At 44.0% G+C, this 18224-nt stretch carries 14 protein-coding genes; 5 read left to right on the top strand and 9 right to left on the bottom strand.

Features of this window, described 5'->3' with window-relative positions:
• Positions 1-170 precede the first annotated feature (170 nt).
• A complete protein-coding gene (locus ACED48_RS13765; protein ID WP_017058732.1) occupies positions 171-1883 on the top strand; it encodes an RluA family pseudouridine synthase in 1713 nt (570 codons plus the stop codon).
• Positions 1884-2078: 195 nt separating this feature from the next.
• A complete protein-coding gene (locus ACED48_RS13760) occupies positions 2079-2459 on the top strand; it encodes a hypothetical protein (protein ID WP_017058733.1) in 381 nt (126 codons plus the stop codon).
• A gap of 128 nt (positions 2460-2587) precedes the next feature.
• On the opposite strand, the gene ACED48_RS13755 is transcribed toward ACED48_RS13760, so the two are convergent.
• The 5 genes from ACED48_RS13755 to ACED48_RS13735 all read right to left on the bottom strand — a co-directional run bounded on the left by ACED48_RS13755 (position 2588) and on the right by ACED48_RS13735 (position 9210).
• Positions 2588-4744: a TonB-dependent receptor gene (locus ACED48_RS13755; RefSeq protein ID WP_017058734.1), complete on the bottom strand. Its 2157-nt coding sequence runs from the start codon at positions 4742-4744 to the stop codon at positions 2588-2590.
• A gap of 217 nt (positions 4745-4961) precedes the next feature.
• On the bottom strand, positions 4962-5105 hold the full coding sequence (locus ACED48_RS13750; RefSeq protein ID WP_158006796.1) for a hypothetical protein: 144 nt from the start codon (positions 5103-5105) through the stop codon (positions 4962-4964).
• Positions 5106-5526: 421 nt separating this feature from the next.
• Entirely contained in the window at positions 5527-7473 is a 1947-nt protein-coding gene (gene fhuB / locus ACED48_RS13745; RefSeq protein ID WP_241811134.1) for a Fe(3+)-hydroxamate ABC transporter permease FhuB, read from the bottom strand.
• A 53-nt stretch (positions 7474-7526) separates the two neighbouring features.
• Entirely contained in the window at positions 7527-8420 is an 894-nt protein-coding gene (locus ACED48_RS13740) for an iron-siderophore ABC transporter substrate-binding protein (protein ID WP_017058736.1), read from the bottom strand.
• Positions 8421-8442: 22 nt separating this feature from the next.
• Complete coding sequence (locus ACED48_RS13735) at positions 8443-9210, bottom strand: ABC transporter ATP-binding protein (RefSeq protein ID WP_017058737.1); 768 nt, start codon at positions 9208-9210, stop codon at positions 8443-8445.
• A gap of 147 nt (positions 9211-9357) precedes the next feature.
• Between ACED48_RS13735 and ACED48_RS13730 the strand changes: the two genes are divergently transcribed.
• Positions 9358-10566, top strand: a complete 1209-nt coding sequence (locus tag ACED48_RS13730; protein WP_017058738.1) for an MFS transporter — start codon at positions 9358-9360, stop codon at positions 10564-10566.
• Here the strand turns inward: ACED48_RS13730 and ACED48_RS13725 are convergent.
• The 3 genes from ACED48_RS13725 to ACED48_RS13715 all read right to left on the bottom strand — a co-directional run bounded on the left by ACED48_RS13725 (position 10563) and on the right by ACED48_RS13715 (position 14958).
• A complete protein-coding gene (locus tag ACED48_RS13725; protein ID WP_017058739.1) occupies positions 10563-11294 on the bottom strand; it encodes a siderophore ferric iron reductase in 732 nt (243 codons plus the stop codon). The two genes, ACED48_RS13730 and ACED48_RS13725, sit on opposite strands and share 4 nt — an antisense overlap.
• Before the next feature lie 157 nt (positions 11295-11451).
• A complete protein-coding gene (locus ACED48_RS13720; protein ID WP_017058740.1) occupies positions 11452-12810 on the bottom strand; it encodes a Na+/H+ antiporter NhaC family protein in 1359 nt (452 codons plus the stop codon).
• Between the two features lie 363 nt (positions 12811-13173).
• Positions 13174-14958, bottom strand: coding sequence for an SgrR family transcriptional regulator (locus ACED48_RS13715; protein WP_017058741.1), 1785 nt, complete (start codon positions 14956-14958; stop codon positions 13174-13176).
• A 602-nt stretch (positions 14959-15560) separates the two neighbouring features.
• Here ACED48_RS13715 and rimK point away from each other — a divergent pair.
• Together rimK and ACED48_RS13705 are read left to right on the top strand one after the other, a co-directional pair.
• Positions 15561-16466 (top strand): 30S ribosomal protein S6--L-glutamate ligase, encoded by a 906-nt coding sequence (gene rimK, locus ACED48_RS13710; protein WP_017058742.1) that lies wholly within the window; start codon positions 15561-15563, stop codon positions 16464-16466.
• A 78-nt stretch (positions 16467-16544) separates the two neighbouring features.
• Positions 16545-16973 (top strand): RimK/LysX family protein, encoded by a 429-nt coding sequence (locus ACED48_RS13705; protein WP_017058743.1) that lies wholly within the window; start codon positions 16545-16547, stop codon positions 16971-16973.
• Positions 16974-17105: 132 nt separating this feature from the next.
• Here ACED48_RS13705 and ACED48_RS13700 read toward each other — a convergent pair whose 3' ends face one another.
• Positions 17106-17888, bottom strand: coding sequence for an MBL fold metallo-hydrolase (locus tag ACED48_RS13700; RefSeq protein WP_017058744.1), 783 nt, complete (start codon positions 17886-17888; stop codon positions 17106-17108).
• Positions 17889-18224: the final 336 nt, after the last annotated feature.

The following is an 18224-nucleotide window of genomic DNA, read 5'->3' as shown; positions in this document are numbered from 1 at the left end:
CTTGGAGTGACGCATCACAACAGTGGTATCCAATAATTGAACCATTTCTTATTTGTGGCGCTTTTCGATAAAGAGTAGAATCGCCGCCTTGTACCGTGTTGAAGGCTTTCTAGTAATACACGGTAGACTCACTACCCATTACACGACGATATAAGAATTAAGACGACAATATGCACTCACCAAAACCAACGCACGCCTCAGAAAAAAGCCACAACCCTGAGCATTGCTTCACTCGCTTTCAACAGCCGATCGAGTCATATTCGTTGCCTGAGCGTTTCACGTTCCCATTCTATTACGAACCACACCCACTGTGTGAAATCGCCTCTCACCAACTTCAACAATATCTAGAAACTCAAACCGATTGGCAGCATGATTTCGGGCTAGATTCTGACGATGGTCGCGGCAAAATGTTTGGTGTGTTACTGGTGAAAAGTCCTGAAGGTGAATTGGGTTACTTCTCTGCTTTCTCTGGGAAAATCGCCGACCAAAACCTACTGCCTCACTTTGTTCCACCTGTATTCGACATGTTAAGCAGCGACAGCTTTTTCCATCAAGACACGGCCGACATGATGGCTGTGAATGCGAAATTTAAAGCGCTGCAAGTCAACACTGAATATCTCGAATTGTGTGAGCTGTTAGCACAACAGAAAGCACAGGCAGAACAAGAGATCGAAGCGCAACGCTTGCTGATTATTGAAGGCCGCAAAACACGTAAAGAGCAACGTGAACAAGGCAAAGAAAACCTTGATGAGCAAGCTTTCGAACAGCTAAATAACGAGCTAAACAAAGCCAGTGTTGCCGACAAGAACCAGCAGAAGTACCTAAAACTCAACTGGGAACAAACCCTGCAAGTGTTGCAGGCTAAAGTTGATGTGTTCACCACTCAACTAGCTGAGCTCAAAGAGCAAAGAGCACACCTTTCTCATCAGCTTCAACACAAGTTATTTTCACAATACGCTTTCCAAAATGCGGAAGGCAATGTCGAAGATCTAAACCAAATTTTTGAAAACACGCCGAATAAGATCCCACCTGCCGGGTCTGGCGAATGTGCCGCGCCAAAGCTTCTGCAATACGCATACTTGAATGGTTATACGCCACTGGCGCTGGCTGAATTCTGGTGGGGTCGCTCACCAAAATCGGAAATCCGCAAACACAAAAAATACTACGCCTCTTGCCAAAGCAAATGTGTTCCAATTTTAGGCCACATGATGATAGGCCTAGAAGTCGATCCAAACCCACTATTAGAAAACCCAGCAGAAGGCAAAGAGCTGGATATTCTGTTCCAAGACGAGCACATCGTTGTGGTACACAAGCCAGCCGGTTTTCTATCTGTACCGGGCAAAACGATCAAAGATTCGGCCTACACTCGCGTTCAAGAAATGCACCCCGATGTGGAAGGACCATTTGTTATTCACCGTTTAGACATGGCGACTTCTGGCATTCTAATATTCGCCCTCACACGACGTGCGAACAAAAGCTTACAGAAGCAGTTCATTACTCGCGAAGTCGAGAAGCGTTACGTGGCAATGATTGAAGGCGTTCTGGCAGAAGAGGAAGGTTATGTTCGCTTGCCATTGCGTGGCGACCTTTACGATCGCCCTCGTCAGATTGTCTGCTTCGAACACGGCAAGCCTGCAGAAACCAAATGGGAAGTGATTGAGCGAAACGAGCAAGCCACTAAGGTTTACCTGCACCCTAAAACAGGGCGTACACACCAGTTGCGTGTTCACTGTTCACATGAAGAAGGTCTTAACATGCCTATCGTCGGTGATGGCCTATATGGCAATAAAGCCGACCGATTGCACTTACACGCGGAAAGACTTGCGCTGCACCACCCGGTCACCAAAGAGTGGATGGAGTTCCAGTTCGACGCTGAGTTCTAAGGGTTCTCGTTAATACTAAGCTTTAATTGAGAGCCACACCGTTTGTGGCTCTCCTTCTCACGCTATCCACCATTCTCACGCCCTTATTTCTTCTACCTCTTTCGGATATATCGCCACGCTTATTGCACTACATCAAGATTCACTTTGTTGTGAAGAGTAGGATACCCCTCTTCTTCTTTCCTTGAGGCCTTTGGTATGTCATCAGCTGCTTTGAATGTACAATCCAACACACAAGCCCCTTCAGTGATCGCGCCTCAAGCACTAAGCTTGAAACCACTCACCAACAAGAAGCCAGACTTAAACTCGGCGATGTTGAATCTCATTGAAGAAGTGAAAAACGAACTCCCTCTTTACGAGTCAGAGACGTTCATTTGTGGGCCAAAAGGAAATTGCTCCGGTTGCTCTAAGAAATTATTGGAGATGGTCGACAGTGAGTTGATGTACTGGGAACACAGTATTTCAATCGGACAAGGGCCAAACTTCGAAGAACTGCGTCGTTTTGGTAAACTATGCAGCAGCGTAAGACGCGGCTTAGAACGCAATGGCTTGGTAGAAAAGCGTCCGAGAGGTAAATAACAGCGTTCTCGTTGGAGGTTATCCAGCAAGGCTATATTGAGAGTCATACAAAAAGCCACTCATATCGCTATGAATGGCTTTGCCTTTGCTAAGCTATATTTAGCTCTACATCAGTTACCTAAAAGAGATCAGTACTTAACTTGGTAATTCAAAGTATAAGTACGACCACGGCCTTTGTAATCGTAAGCTGCAGCATCGTAGTGAGACGAGTATACAATTTGTGCGCGCTGACCCCAGATCGTTGTGTAGTCTTCGTTAAGTAAGTTTTGGATACCAAAACCTAAGCTGCCGACAGGTAATTGGTAAGAGCCCACAAGATCAAACACAGTGTAACCATCCAGTTTGTTTTGAGAGTCATCTTCGTAATCAAACATAGTTTGGCTTTGAAGTTTAAGCGCGAGCTCTGAATCATACCAACCAGCCCATGCTGTGGCTTTTGACGTGCTCGCTTCTCCAGCTGTCATATCTTTCCAACCATCGTCGCCTTTCACTTCTGAAACAACGTAGTGACCTGAAGCCCCCAGTTGAACGTTGTCATGTACCCAGTAAGACGCCATCGCTTCTAATCCGTAAACACGCTTTTTATCATCCAACTCTTCAATAAGCAGTGTCTGCTTGTTGTATTTAACCGCTTTATCCGAGTGAGAGTAATACGCTGCAGTTTGAAGATTCAAATCACCGTTGTCTAAGCGATAACCAAGTTCAACACTATTGGTTTTAATGCCCGACATTTTTGAGTTGTTAACATTAATACTGTCGTTTAATTGCCAGTTATCACCAACCAACGTGTAGTCACCTTGGCCGTAGTATTTCGCAGGATCCGCAAGGTCAAAACCTTGAGAGAAGTTAGTCCAGATTTGAGACTCATCATTGAGGTGATAAATCGTACCCAAGTTAAACAACCCAACACTGTAATTCGTTTCACCACCCGGTACTGAGTCGGCTGATGTTCCGTTGCCTTTAGCTATCTGACCCTGTTGCTTATATCCAACAAAATCGTCAATCTTATTGACCATATATTGATAACGGAAACCACCTTCGACACTCCAAGCATCAGTAATCGAATACCCGGCTTGCACAAAGCCCGCTACAGAACCAACCTCAACGCCAGGATAACGACCTATTTCAGCGTAAGTTTGGTTAACTAGATTACCAGAATTATTGGCTATCGTTGGATCATAAAGTGCTTGGTTGCTCTCTAAGGTATCTTGATAAGCATCAATACCATAAACGATGTTAAACTTGTTAAAACTCTTCGCTAAGGCTGTTTTTAAAGAGAAAACATCCGTTATTTGTTGACCTGAAGATTGATAATAAGGCGTGTAGGTCTGATCTTCTTTACGGTAAGACGCTTCAGCAATAAGTTGATGCCCTAAGAACTGGTCATCAACGTAAGACGCACGTAACATCATACGCTCAGTGCCATGTTCACGGTCAGAATAAAAACCTTTTCTCACGTCCACAAATTTATTGTTAACGATGTAAAGTCCGTAAGGTGAATCTTGTTGGCTGTCGTAGTATTGAGCTAACAAGTTCAGCTTCTTCGTCTCAGAGATATTCACACCAACTGTCGTCAAAAAATCAACTGTTTGGTTAAACTGTAACGAACCCTGAGAAATATCAGGCGTTACGATATCGCCGTCAGCATCAAAGAAACCCTGGGTTTCGGTATAAACCACAGATGCACGAGCAGTAACCTTATCGTTACCACCAGAAATTGATTGACCCACTTTGTAATCAAAGTCTTCTCCTGAATTAAAGCCTGATGAACCTCCCACATACGATTCAAACTCTAGCGCTTCACCATCCGCTTTTTTGGTGATGATGTTGATTACACCACCAGACGCACCCGCACCATAGATCGAAGTGGCACCCGACAACACTTCAATACGATCAATGTTAAACGGGTCGATCGAATCTAAGTGACGACTGATTGGACGTGAAGATTGTAAAGATACACCATCAATCATCACGAGCATCTTACGTCCACGTAAGTTCTGACCATAGTTAGTACGAGCACCACTGCTAACGTCTAACGACGGGATAGTTGCCGAGAGAATCTCGCCAAGTGACTTACCACCACGAAACTCCTGCTCAATTTGCGCCGAATCGATATACCAAACAGTGCCGGGGATATCACTGATCGCTTTAGGAGTTCGACTTGAAACAACGACCATTTTTTCTTCAGTTGTTGTTTGTTGAGCTTGGGCTGGGAATATTGTGCTTGCAGCGGCAACCGCTAAAGCAACAGTCGATAGTGGAAAACTTCCTTTTTTAACGTTCATTTTATTCTCTATTTTTATTGAGAGAAGGATCCAAAAACCATCAAGGCTTATGTGATGTCCTTCATTATTACTTTGCTAAATAAACCAATGTCATCATCACCCATCAGGTGGTTCACACATGGCTTAAATTCTCAAATCATGGCTTAAGCAGACAAGACAATACCAATTGTCCAAAACAACAAAGCCATTACGTATCAAATGCACTATTTAATAGAGCTCAATTCAGACAATGTGGAAGGACTCGGTCGATCAGGTCTTCAATAGATAAAGCGTGATACGCATCTTCTGTAAGGAGCAATGCAGGTAGGTCATATTCATGACTGCCAAGTTCAGAGTGATAGCTTAGAGGGATTTGAATCACTCTATTTTCTGATAAGGACAGCTGGAAAATGTACCGGCCTTCAGAACGTTGAATTTGAATGAACTGACTTTCGCGGGCAAGAGAGTTGAGAAAACAAGCAATGGACGGGTCATTACCTCGGACCTGTTTGTTTGAACTCTCGAGATTGAGCCGATCGTTTTTACGATTCATATTATTTCTCGAACTATTATTACCAAACCAATATAGAGAATGCTAATTATTATCATTTGTATAAGCAACCAATTTTTTTAATAATTAACAAAAATAAATAACAAACCTACAAATATTAATTCTATCAATAACATACCGACAAATAAAAAGGCCAGAGCACTCGAATTTTCGGTACTCTGGCCTCTATAACGACGTACAGATCGACTGCAAATATCGTATTAATTCCTGCTAAAACTGAAGGGTTCTCTTATTAACGTCTCATTAAATACAGGAAGTAACCTCCACCTATTAATGAAGCCAATAGACCAGCAGGGAATTGCCAAGGGAACCACAAAGTTCGACCTAACCAATCGGCAATGACCATAACAATTGCCCCCAATAATGCAGCGGTCAACATTTGTGGTACGGCACGATATTGGTGCAGAGAGCGAGCCATATGCGGTGCAAGTAGGCCAATAAAGCTCAATGGCCCTATTACGATGGTACACAACGTCGTTAAAGCCGCGACCAAAAGAAGTAAGACTAAACGTACCGTGGTGGCGCTCACACCAATGCTATTAGCCGTTACCTCCCCTAAACTGATGATCTCTATCCAACGATTGAGTGCTAATGCAAAAGCTCCGACTAAACCAACGCCACTCAATAGTAAGACGATATCTTGAGTAGCCACCAGATAAGTTGAACCCGATAGCCACGTAAGGAGTGCCGTTGCATTTTCATTCCCGGAACTCATTGCAATACGTAGCAAGGCATCAAGCCCTGCGCTCAATGCAATGCCAGTGAGTAAAGTTCGCGCGGGAGCAAAGTTGTGTTTTCGTCCCACCAACCACACTAATACTGTCACCGATACAGCACCTAGAGTCCCAAGAGCCATTTGTTGCTCTCGTTCAATCGCTACCCCCGTTAAAGTCCCGAGTACTAAAGCAAGAGCCGCACCAGAGCTGATCCCCAATACTTCGGGACTTGCCATTGGATTGTTTGAAATTCGTTGAATAATAGTGCCCGCAACGGCGAGTCCTATCCCTGCAATTAACGCAACCAATACCCGTGGCGCACGCAGTCGCAATAAGGATTGATTGAAACTCAATGTCCAACCAAACTGATCTCGCCCGACAACAACAGCTAGTAAAGCAGCGATTAACAACACGCCAAACATGATCACAATGATCTTTTTCGTATTTACATACTTATAGCGTTCCGTCTGCTCACTACGCGCTTTTAATTCTGAAGGTAACTTGGCCCTTTGTAGTAACCAAAGCAAAAATGGCGCCCCAATCAATGCTGTCATGGCACCGGTAGGAAGCAGCTCTCCCCCAACGCCTGAAAAAGGCTGAATAACTAAATCAACAATCAATAGCATTAGGCTACCGACCCACCCACTCACCACAATCTGATGCCTTAACGATCTCGCACCAAGCATCCTCGCTATGGCGGGAGCAACGATACCAACAAACCCAATGAGCCCTACTTCACTGACTACCGCAGCGGTGATAAAAATAGCCAAAGATAAACACAACAGCTTGACGTGTTTAATGTTAATGCCAAGCGAGGTCGCAACATTATCGCCAAACTGTAGCGCAGACATTGGTCGATGAAGAAGTAGTAACAAAAAGGTTGGGAAGGAAACCAAAGGAATCAGTGTCTGAGCACTCGACCAATCATTTTGATTAAGTACACCTGAACCCCACACAAAAATACTGGTAAGTCTTTGTTCGTTTAGCATCAGTAGCATGGTATTCACTGATCCCAAAAACAAGCTAACCACCATACCTGCCAGCACTAAGTGTAAAGGTGAGAAACCTCTGGCAGCACTAAGAGAAAAAACCAGCGCCGTCGCTAAACAGCCACCAATAAAGGCAGGAATAAATGCTGGTATGGCTAAGCCAACAGGCAGAAACAGTATTCCGAGAACCATGCCCAATTCTGCTCCCGCCGCAACCCCTAATGTAGTGGGTGATGCGATAGGGTTTCGCAGCACAAACTGCATCACAGAGCCCGCAACAGCAAGACCAAAACCACATGCTAATGCGACCACTAGTCTAGGCAGGTAAGTTAGCCGGGTAATCAAGTGCTGATAATTCGACGCATCAAAGTGGAATAACGTATCCCAAATCAGTTCAACACCTTTAGAGTATGGTGCAGTCACTTGCAGTAACATACCGATCACTATGATTACCGAAAGGAGCAATATCGTCATTTTCCAATTAACGCGCTCCACAGACCGATTAGGAAGCTTAATGGCGGTATTTGTCATTGTTTATTCATGCTATCGCTAATATGGAAACTAAAACGTTGCGCAGCAATAAGCCCGCCGAACGTCCAAATCGCAGGGAGTTCATGAACAGAGTCGGTGCGAGTGAACTCCATGACTTGCCAAAGGGGTGAGCGAGAGAGCTGTATTAATTCTTGTTTCTTAAGAGGTCCAAGCAACATGACATTGGTATGCTGGTGCTCTGCTAACTTCTCAGTTCCTACCGTAGAGAACCCCCAAAGATTCGTTTGCGCTTGCCAGTCATTACGCAACCCCATAGCATCAAGCGTTGATTGTGCAAGCGAACCCTGTCCATGAACCCGCAGGGTTTTGTCGTTAATAAATCGAGCAAAAATAAAAGGCTTACTTCCCTTGTTCGCGGCTCGTACTTTCGCTCCGTTCTCTGTCAATACGCGTTTAGTCTGTTGAATCACATCCTTTGCTTGTCGCTCTTTGCCGAACAACTTACCTAAAGACACCGTCACGGATTCCGCCGACTCAAGAGGTTGTTTATCTTCGCTATAAACGCTGAAAACCACGACAGGAGCAATTTGATTGAGCCGCTCGTAAGCTGCCGCCATGTGTTTACTGATCAAGATGACATCGGGCTTTAACGTAGTAAGCAGCTCTAAATTAGGCTCACGCCGAGAACCTACGTTGGTGGCATTTGAGTTCAGAACTGGCTCCACGACCCACTGCTTATAACCATCAATATCCGCCACGCCTTCAAGCTCAACCCCCAAACTCAAGACGGTCTCTGTTAATGCCCAATCTAAAGCGACCACTTTTTCAGGGACGGAATCAAAAGAGGCAACACCCATTTCATGTTTAAGGTCCATAGCGTTAGTCGCAAACGCTAGAAACATAGAAAACATCATCACAAACTGTTTCACAACTGAATCCTATTGATTTTAATTAAGGGATATAACTGATTTGTTGACCCGTTTCTGGGTGCTGGAATAAGGCGAGATCAATTCCATAGATCTGCATTAACGTCTCGCGGGTCATAAATTCTTGAGGAACCCCAGAGGCTATAACCTTACCGGAAGAAAGCGCTATCAGGTGGTCACTGAATTTAGCCGCCATGTTGACGTCGTGTAAAACCATGATAACCGTCAGGCCAATAGTACGGTTGAGATCGCGGATAAGAGATAGCAACTCATGTTGGTGGGCAATATCTAGTGCAGACGTCGGCTCATCGAGCAAAATACATTGGCTTTGTTGAGCCAATAGCATCGCTATCCAAGCGCGTTGTCTTTCACCACCAGATAAAGTCGCCACAAATCGATCTCGGAAGGCATTTAATCCAACTCTATCAATAGCATCATCCACAATCGCATAGTCTTTTTTGCTGTAGCGACCAAAGGCGCCTTTCCACGGGTAACGGCCAAAACAAACTAATTCTCGAACAGTGACGCCGTCAGTAATTGGTGGATGTTGAGGCAAGTAAGCCACTTGATGAGCAAATTCAAGATGATTGAACCGAGAGACTGGTGTACCTCTCAAGAGAACTTGTCCTTGAGTAGGAACATTTTGGCGGCTCAACAATTTCATCAGCGTCGACTTACCACAGCCATTGTGCCCTAGCAGCGTAGTGATTTGACCGGGTTCAAAAGTTAAGCTCGTGGCGGAAAGAATAGGGTTGCCGTCGATTTCAAACGACGCATCGACAAGTCGGTACATAATTAAATACGCAGTTGTGTTATTAGCTACAAGCCGTTAATCTTATCACAACAAAATAACAATGATAATTATTATCACAATGAACAGTTTTATCATTAACAATACTATTCATTGTCGTCCTCACCATCGCCACAAGTACCTCAAGATATGTCAGGAACAAATAGCAAACGCGTTCAATTAGCCACTATAGGTTTGGCCGCAGCTCTCATGGGCATTGGGCAAAATGGATTGTTGGTCTCGCTACCCTTCTTGGTAGAACAATCCGCATTTGGGCTGTCAACATGGTCTATTTTGATAGCCACTGGTAGCTTTCTATTTTTGCCATCCGCTCCTTTCTGGGGGAGGTACAGTGATAAACACGGGCCTAAAAAAGTAGTTATTCAGGCTCTGATTGGCATGGCAATTAGCTTCTCATTTCTGGCTTTATTTGCGATTTTGAGTAAAGGTAAGGATTCTTACATACCGTTCTATTTCACTGGGCTACTAGTGGCTCGCATTATCTACGGCTGCACTGTTTCAGGAATGGTGCCGGCAAGCCAACATTGGGCTATTATCTTATGCGGCAAGGAAAATCGACTTCAAGCCATCACATCAGTCAGCATAGGGTTAAGCGCAGGCCGCTTAGTCGGACCACTTATCTCAATATTGGCATTAAAGTTATCCCCTTTTGCCCCACTGATGATCATGGTTACGCTTCCTTGTATCGCTCTGATGGGAGCTCTAAATCTCCCGATTCCAAACCAACCTCAACAGGAAACCAACAACAAAAGCCCACAGCCCTGGTTACCCAATCCAAGGCTATATCCATACCTAATGAGTGGATTATTCTTGTGTGCTGCCATTGCTTTACTGCAATATAGCTTCTCGCCTTTACTTTCTTCAATAACCGATTGGTCCACCAGCCAGATCAGTGACGGCATAGGAGCATTGCTGACCATCAGTGCTGCGTGCACGTTCGGTACTCAGCTATTGGTAATCAAAAAGAAAAAACTCACACCACGTATCATGTATCAACTTGGCGCGTTTGCTATGGTGATGGGGTTTACTCTATTTCTCGTGACGAATATTTGGGTACTTTGGATTGCAATGGCAGTAGTCGCGAGCGGGGCCGCTTTATTGGTTCCGGCTTATACCTCTGCCGCAACAGAACAACAAAATGAAGCTCCCGGTGCGGTTGCAGGTTACCTCTCAATGGCACACACGATAGGCTATGGAGTGGCATCATTACTTGCCTTCATGGCAACCCTTTCACCCACTTATCCGATCTATTTGTGCATATTGTTTTCGGCCACGATACTCATTATCGCTTACTCTGTATCGAGGTACCGTAACACTGAGGCGGTAGAATCACCTTAGCGTTTATTGTCCGGATGCCTTGGACAATCGCGACACAATTTACGCCCTTGGCATTTATAAACTAAGCAGCAGCTGGTTCGAACCAAAACAAGCTTTTTCTCATGTTCATGATAACGAATCGAATGGATAAGTTTTTCTGGCAAAGCACAGGCATTTAGCCACAAACGAGCCTGTTCAAGTAAGTACGCCTCAGGCAGTTCAGGAGCGTACTGACTCAGTTTCACCAAACACCCAAGAATCCCATCAGCAAACAGATGATTGGTGAACCCAGGGCGAATCCGCGTCCACTCACTCATTTCCTCACGAAAATAATCAAATAATGACACTAGCTCTTGGCCTGCACGTGTAACCAACTCATCCTCTGAACCCGTGACATAAGCGGTTGAAGGGAATTGATAGCCACCAATAAAATTAGGGTGTACCTGCTGAGCCATTGAGGATAATTCAGGTAAACCGCGGCAAGAGTAAATAGAGATAAATGAAACGTAAATAGGCTGCCAGCAAAGCAGTGTCCAGGTTCGAGTCAACCAGTATGCAGCCCCTGCTTCTGGGTGTTCATTCTTAAGGTTTTCATAAAGCTCGTGCAGAGTATCTGAGCTAGGTATCTCTTTATGGATAAGCTTATCAGCGAGGTTAGCGTCAGACAGAGGAGTGATTTGACCATCTAAATAGGGAGTCACCTGTTTGGCGTGTTCAAAAAGATGTTCAAAGAAAATAGGGTCGTTCATTTTATCCGGCTATCCGTAACTACATCAGCCCGCTACCATAAATAAAGTAAAGTATTATTGCAATTAGTTCTCATTAAGATTTCAGTACGGACAGGCAACAAACATAATATATCGACAAAAAGGCTCTTGTGGAGCCTTTTAACGAAATCAATAATGACTATGCTTGAGCAACTTGGCGAGCCGAGTGTTTAATAAACACAGTAACCACAGCCACGATTGCAAGTGCAAAACAGTAGTATGAGTGCGTGATAATATCTAAAGGCGATAAGTTAAACACCGAACCGAGCAACAGCACTTGTGCACCATAAGGCAACACACCTTGAATCACACAGGAGAAGATATCCAATAAGCTTGCAGAGCGACGCGGAGATACATTGTTCTCCTCTGCCAATTGGCGGGCGACGCTACCAGAAACAATGATCGCTACCGTGTTGTTTGCAGTACATAGATTCACCATAGATACCAAACCAGCAATACCTAACTCACTTGCACGGCCATTCGCTTGCTTAGAGTGTGAAGAACCAAACGCACGAATCACACCACTGACTAAGTTAGTCAGGAACACCAACCCACCTTGGCGACGCATTAGCTCACTCAAACCACCAATCAGCATCGACAGTAAGAAGATCTCCTGCATATTGCCGAAGCCTGCATAGATATCTTGAGCGTAATCCGTCATACCGTAGTTCTCAACAGAACCTAGGCTCACGCCACCCGCCAGTAAGATACCAATCGTTAGCACGACAAAAACATTCATGCCCGATACCGCAAGAATTAAGATAGTGATGTAAGGCAACACTTTCAGCCACTCGATTGGACCTGTTTCAGGAACCTGAGTTGCCGTGCTATTGAAAGCAAAGATAACAATCGCGATAAGAGCAGCAGGCAGTGCAATACGGATATTCTCTTTAAACTTATCTCTCATCTCACAACCTTGTGAACGTGTCGCGGCAATTGTGGTATCAGAGATGATAGACAGGTTGTCACCAAACATAGCGCCACTCAAAACAACGCCGGCAGTCAGTGGAATGCTCATGCCTGCTGAATCTGCAATGCCTAACGCCACTGGTGCAACGGCAGCAATGGTCCCCATTGAAGTACCCATTGCTGTCGCGATGAAAGCTGAAATCAGGAAGATACCAGGCAGAATCATGCTCGTAGGAATAGCCGATAGACCAAGGTTTACCGTCGCATCGACGCCACCAGAGGCTTTAGCCACGGCCGCAAAAGCCCCCGCCAATAGGTAGATCATGCACATTGCGATAATGTCTTTGTGACCTACTCCACCTAAGAATTGTTCGATAGCACGGTTCAATTTATCCTTGCTTAACAACAACGCCAGCATCACAGCAGGCAAAGCCGCAATCGGAGCTGGAAGCTGATAGAAAGCAAAATCGACGCCTTGCAGTGACAAGTACGTACCTACGCCAATAAACAGCGCTAGGAACACAATCAGAGGGATAAGCGCAACTGCAGAAGGTGCAATTACAGCATTAGAATTTTTTGAATTGGACATGGAACATCAACGCAATAAAACAAGAAGAGGAGCAGACTAATGTCACACTTAGATCTTGTCAACGTCTAGACGTCTAAATGTCTAATTTAATGTAAAGTAATAAGCACATTATTGAACATCACATAATAAAAAGCGGTGACTGATCCGTAGACAGCCTCAAAAAACAGATCATGCAGTGAACTTTAACGCTTACGCTTAAGCATCATTAGTATTCGCCAGTATCGAATGTTGTAAGATAGCCTAGAGCGCTAGACAACGAAACAATAGTAAGTATTCAAACGCTAATTTTTAAATACTCACGTTCTAAAGCCACCACTTATCGAGTTCAGTTCTCAATTCAAATGTTGCCATCAGTACCTGTCACTAATCGGCTGACCATACGTTTTTGAATTCTGGCCACCCCCAGTTAGTGATAGCGACATTTTTCAAAATCCCTTGGAAACGCACAGTTTGCAAGTGATGAAACATTGGCACCAACCAATAATCAGAAATCAACGTGGACGCGATAGGTTCCAACTCTACTAAGTAGTCAGGCAGTTCAACGGAGGCTTTGTGATGATCCAAACGCTGTTTCAGCCAGTCGCTGTTCGTCCCCCCTAGTGCGGAATGCAACACGGGATCATTCATCAACCACGAGAACAATGAAGAAGGTGTGTTGTCATCTAAGTTCAGATTACACAACACCAAATCCTCCTTTAGCTCGCCACTCTGGGACAGCTGAGCCAATTCTCTAAAACTGTAGGTATTCACCTCAACATCCACGCCATATCGTTTTAGGATGTCTGATACGCAAATAGCACATCGGTATAACGCATAGTAGTCGTAAACCGCGATAGTCATCTTTTGAGGAAGTTGAGCTTCCTTTGAAGGCGTTCGATATAACCTTTGCCAACTTGGCAGTATATTTTGAGCCAAAGAGACACTAAACAACCCTTGATTCTGTTCTAATTGAGACAAAATAGCTTGTGGGTTGGCGATCCCTGAGAGGTACTTACGCTGCTCATTATTGAGTGGCTTAACTGCTGAATTCTGATTAAATAGGATAAATAAACACCCGTCCTCGACTCGGCTACGAAGGCCGTCACTCTCTGCAGACACCAGTTCCGTATCGCTTCTCCCCAATTGATGAAAACAGGACGAGTCTTGATAAGGCGAAACCTGCATTTGGCTATCATCAAAGCGAGCGCTCCCCGTCATCGATTCTTCAAATTGCCAAATGGTGACCTCATCGGTTAACGATCGGCAGCCATAGTAATGTTCGAATGCAGCTAGTTTTAGACGCTCGTTATTACTTTCCACCACTTTGAAAGGGCCAGTTCCAATCACGGCATGAGACATAGATCCTAATGGCGTCGGTTTACGGGCGACTTGAGCTGCTGGTTGAATCGAATACTTAACGCCAGCAAGCAAACCTGCAAACCCAGTGTCTGCTTTAGTTAACTGAAAGCTGATTCTCAATGGTTGATCGCTGTATACAGAAGCCACATGAGCTAACTCTGTCTGATAAAAAGGTAAGGTTTGTAGGGCAGAAAACAAAGACACAAGTTGCTTCGCATCGACTGGGTGTCCATCGTGAAAGCTAAGGCCAGGGCGTAAATAAAAGGTCCAAGTTAATTTTTCAGAATCATACACCCAATGATGAGCCAACTCAGGCTTTAACTCGCCTTTACCATTACAAGTGACGAGGCAGCTAAATACTTGCCTGATCAAAAATCGTTCACTACTGCGATGAATATGATGTGGGAACAAAGCCTCAAACTTACGTTTGTAAGTCAATTGAACATGCAGTAGCCCTTCGCGCATCGTTGCACCAGATGTTTTTTGGAGTAGAGACCCAAATATTGCACGGTCATTTTCCAAAATAGAAAGTGCTTTTTCGTATTTGCCTTGCTCTATCAGTTTACTGGCAACATGTTGAGTCAACTCTTGATTGCTAAAACACAAGGTCAGGTTAGATCGTTGATTCCTGCCGACTTTTGGCTCCCACACCACCCATTCAGCGTGATGCATTTTACCTAGCAAGGTTCGAGCATGGCGCAAACTAGTAAACAATTTGTCTGCAACCTCAGTTAAAGTCACCGAATGTGAGATATTAGGCTCGAACGAATTCAACCTTGTGTAGTAGCGCATCATGTTTAGATCAGACAAATAATGAACCTTTTTATAAACAACCCTTCCTGATTAAGCCCATTATAAAACACATCAGACCAAAAGTAGTGATAAAGGAACAAAACAGGAACAGATTGTTAAAAGTCTATCTGTTTATTAGTTCCTATTAAATAACCATACTTAATGAGTCAGCAAGGAACCCCGCATTACCGCCAAAGCCTAATACAAGAGAAGTAATCCCCATGAGAAAATACTATCTTAATAAGCTAAAAAATACGTCTAGCAAGCTCGAGAGAGAAGCACTGAGAACACTTATAGAGCTATGTAACTGGCGTTATTAGTACACATTTAGCACCGAGTTTACGCGAGTTGAGTACCACTTAATATGCTCCACCCCCCAACATGAGTTAGGTCTCAACTCGCTTTTTCCTTCCAAATACCTTTTCAACCCCGCCGTACCAGTAACTCATTCGTTCGATAAACTTACGTTGTCGACTCGACAAATTTAATTCATTTTCTTAGTTAAACGAAAAGCCTTAAGGTTCGCTCCAAAGCAAGCAAGGAGCCTCAGAAAAACTGAAAGCTCAGAGAACAACTCATTTATTTGCAGTTACCAATCAGGTATTAACTAAGGAAACGCCATGCGTATCGCAATTCTTTCTCGCAATGAAAACCTATACTCTACTTCTCGCTTAAAAGCGGCAGGAGAAGCTCGTGGTCACCATGTTGATGTTATCGACACGCTGCACTGTGATATAGATATCGCGAGTAACAATCCGAAGATTCGCTACATGGGTGAAGAGCTACCTCAATATGATGCTGTTATTCCACGTATTGGCGCTTCCATTACCTTTTACGGCACTGCTGTTGTGCGCCAATTCGAAATGATGGGCACTTTTTGTATCAATGAGTCAGTCGCTATTAGCCGTTCTCGCGACAAACTACGCTCACTGCAACTGCTGTCTCGTAAAGGCATTGGCTTACCAAAAACAGGGTTCGCGAGTCGCCCAGACAAGATTCAAGACTTGATCAAAAACGTAGGTGGCGCGCCACTTGTTATCAAGCTTCTTGAAGGAACTCAAGGTATCGGCGTGGTTCTAGCCGAAACAAACAAAGCAGCTGAAAGCGTCATCGAAGCATTCATGGGCTTAAAAGCGAACATCTTGGTTCAAGAGTTCATAGAAGAAGCAAACGGCGCAGACATCCGTTGTTTTGTTGTTGGTAACAAAGTAATTGCAGCAATGAAACGTCAAGCTGGTAAGGGGGAATTCCGCTCTAACCTGCACCGTGGTGGTACGGCTCAACTGGTAAAACTCACCAAAGAAGAGCGTGCTACAGCAATTAATGCAGCTAAAATCATGGGATTAAACCTATGTGGTGTCGATATTCTACAATCTAAAAATGGCCCTGTAGTAATGGAAGTTAACTCCTCCCCAGGTTTAGAAGGTATTGAGAAAGCGACTGGAAAAGATGTTGCTGACATGATTTTCGACTTTGTCGAAAAAAATGCTAAGCCCAATGCAAACCGCACTCGCGGCAAAGGCTAATTGAAAGGTAAACTATTAAAAAATCGCTTTAACCGCGATAATAACTAAATGAGCCGTAAACCAATGATTGGAAAAAACATGAATCAGAAAATGATCATAGGGAATACTGAAGCAATTTGCTTACCGGAGTTAGGGATAACTGGATTACATACGCGTGTAGATACAGGGGCTAAAACCTCTTCGCTACATGTGGATAACCTGATCTGCAGTGAAACTGACGGTGAAAGCTACGTTGAATTTGATTTACACCCAGACATCTATCACCTTGAAGAAATAGTTCGCTGCAAAACTAAATTAAAAGCAAGTAAGCGAATCAAGTCATCAAACGGTGAAGTAGAAACTCGCTGTGTCATTGAAACTATGCTTAAAATAGGTGATCAACAGTGGCTTATCGATATCACGCTGAGCAACCGTCAAGACATGACCTACATGATGCTTCTTGGTCGTCAAGGAATGAGCGACAAAGTGATTGTAGATCCAGCAGGTGAATTCCTACTGACTCGCTAATCCAAATCACCGTAACCTAATCACAGGTTATAACAAAATAAGGCCCGTCTCGTAACGGGCATTTTTGTTTACCTATTTATGTCCTACCTTTCTACAGTCAGTACTTTCGGTGTTGCGGTTTTCCACTTATTTCTAAGACTTACCATGATACTGAAAACCAAATCGCCAAATTGATAACAGTAAATTCTTCATTTTAATTTTCGTTACACGCCAATGAGTCACAGGTTTTCTTGGAGCACTCATTAGCAAATGTTCAAAAGCTGTCTGACTAAAATCCACCTGCCCTCCATGCGCCACCAGCAAAGTATCAACCTGCATGTCATAAATGCGAGATACCGACTCTCGATATTGATTCGGATGAAAGATGGGAAACGGCGGAATCAATTTCTTTTTAACCTCCACCATTAAATCAGCCACATAAGCGACGCTATGCGAAGGACAATAAACGGACAGGTCTCTGTCGGTATGCCCTGGCGTTTCCAATACAAGCCAATCATCAAAGCCAGGAATCGTATCACCGTCCGAGAGTTTGTAGTCAGGTTTGAGCTTCCTTGAATACCAAAGGTTTGCTCTAGGCTTACCAAGCCTATTTGCCATCCACCTTGCAAGGGCAAGATCGGTTAGGTGCATCAATATACCATCGACTCCTTGATACCAATCCCTATCTCGGTTCGCTGCCACCAAATTACAGTTGGTCAGCTTTCTAAGCTTATGTGCTGCACCCGCGTGATCTGGATGCATGTGTGTCACGACCACTGTATGCAGGTCGTTAAATTCACGACCAAGCTCATCTTCAATGAAAGCTTTAAGATGGGGAATATCCGCTCGGCACGCGCCATCAAGTAACAGCAGCCTGTCTGGGTACTCTACGAGATACATGTCTTGGATATAACCTTTGATTGTATGAAGCTGCAAATTGTATTCCTATTCGCTGTCCCTGCCGACGGGTTAAATTTAACAATTTTGAAACAATTGTACTTATCAGAATATAGTAAATATGACTGAAATGTAATTTTTTGAATCATTGCCTACTGATAATAAAAACCTTAGCCGAATACCTCATCAATAGGTATGTGTAATAACACCCTTTACATGCAGTTGATTCTTAACACTTAAGAGCATTTATATTTTAGTAACATCGCCGTTATTAGCTATCTATAACAATACGTTTCAATCTATTATCAAATAATATTTGAAAGTATAACAAATATAGCACTGTTGAAAATTGACAACCTTCCAGTAACATTTACA

The sequence above is a fragment of the Vibrio sp. 5S239 genome (genome assembly GCF_041439575.1).
Classification (GTDB): domain Bacteria; phylum Pseudomonadota; class Gammaproteobacteria; order Enterobacterales; family Vibrionaceae; genus Vibrio; species Vibrio kanaloae.
This window is presented reverse-complemented; position numbering and strand designations above follow the sequence as displayed.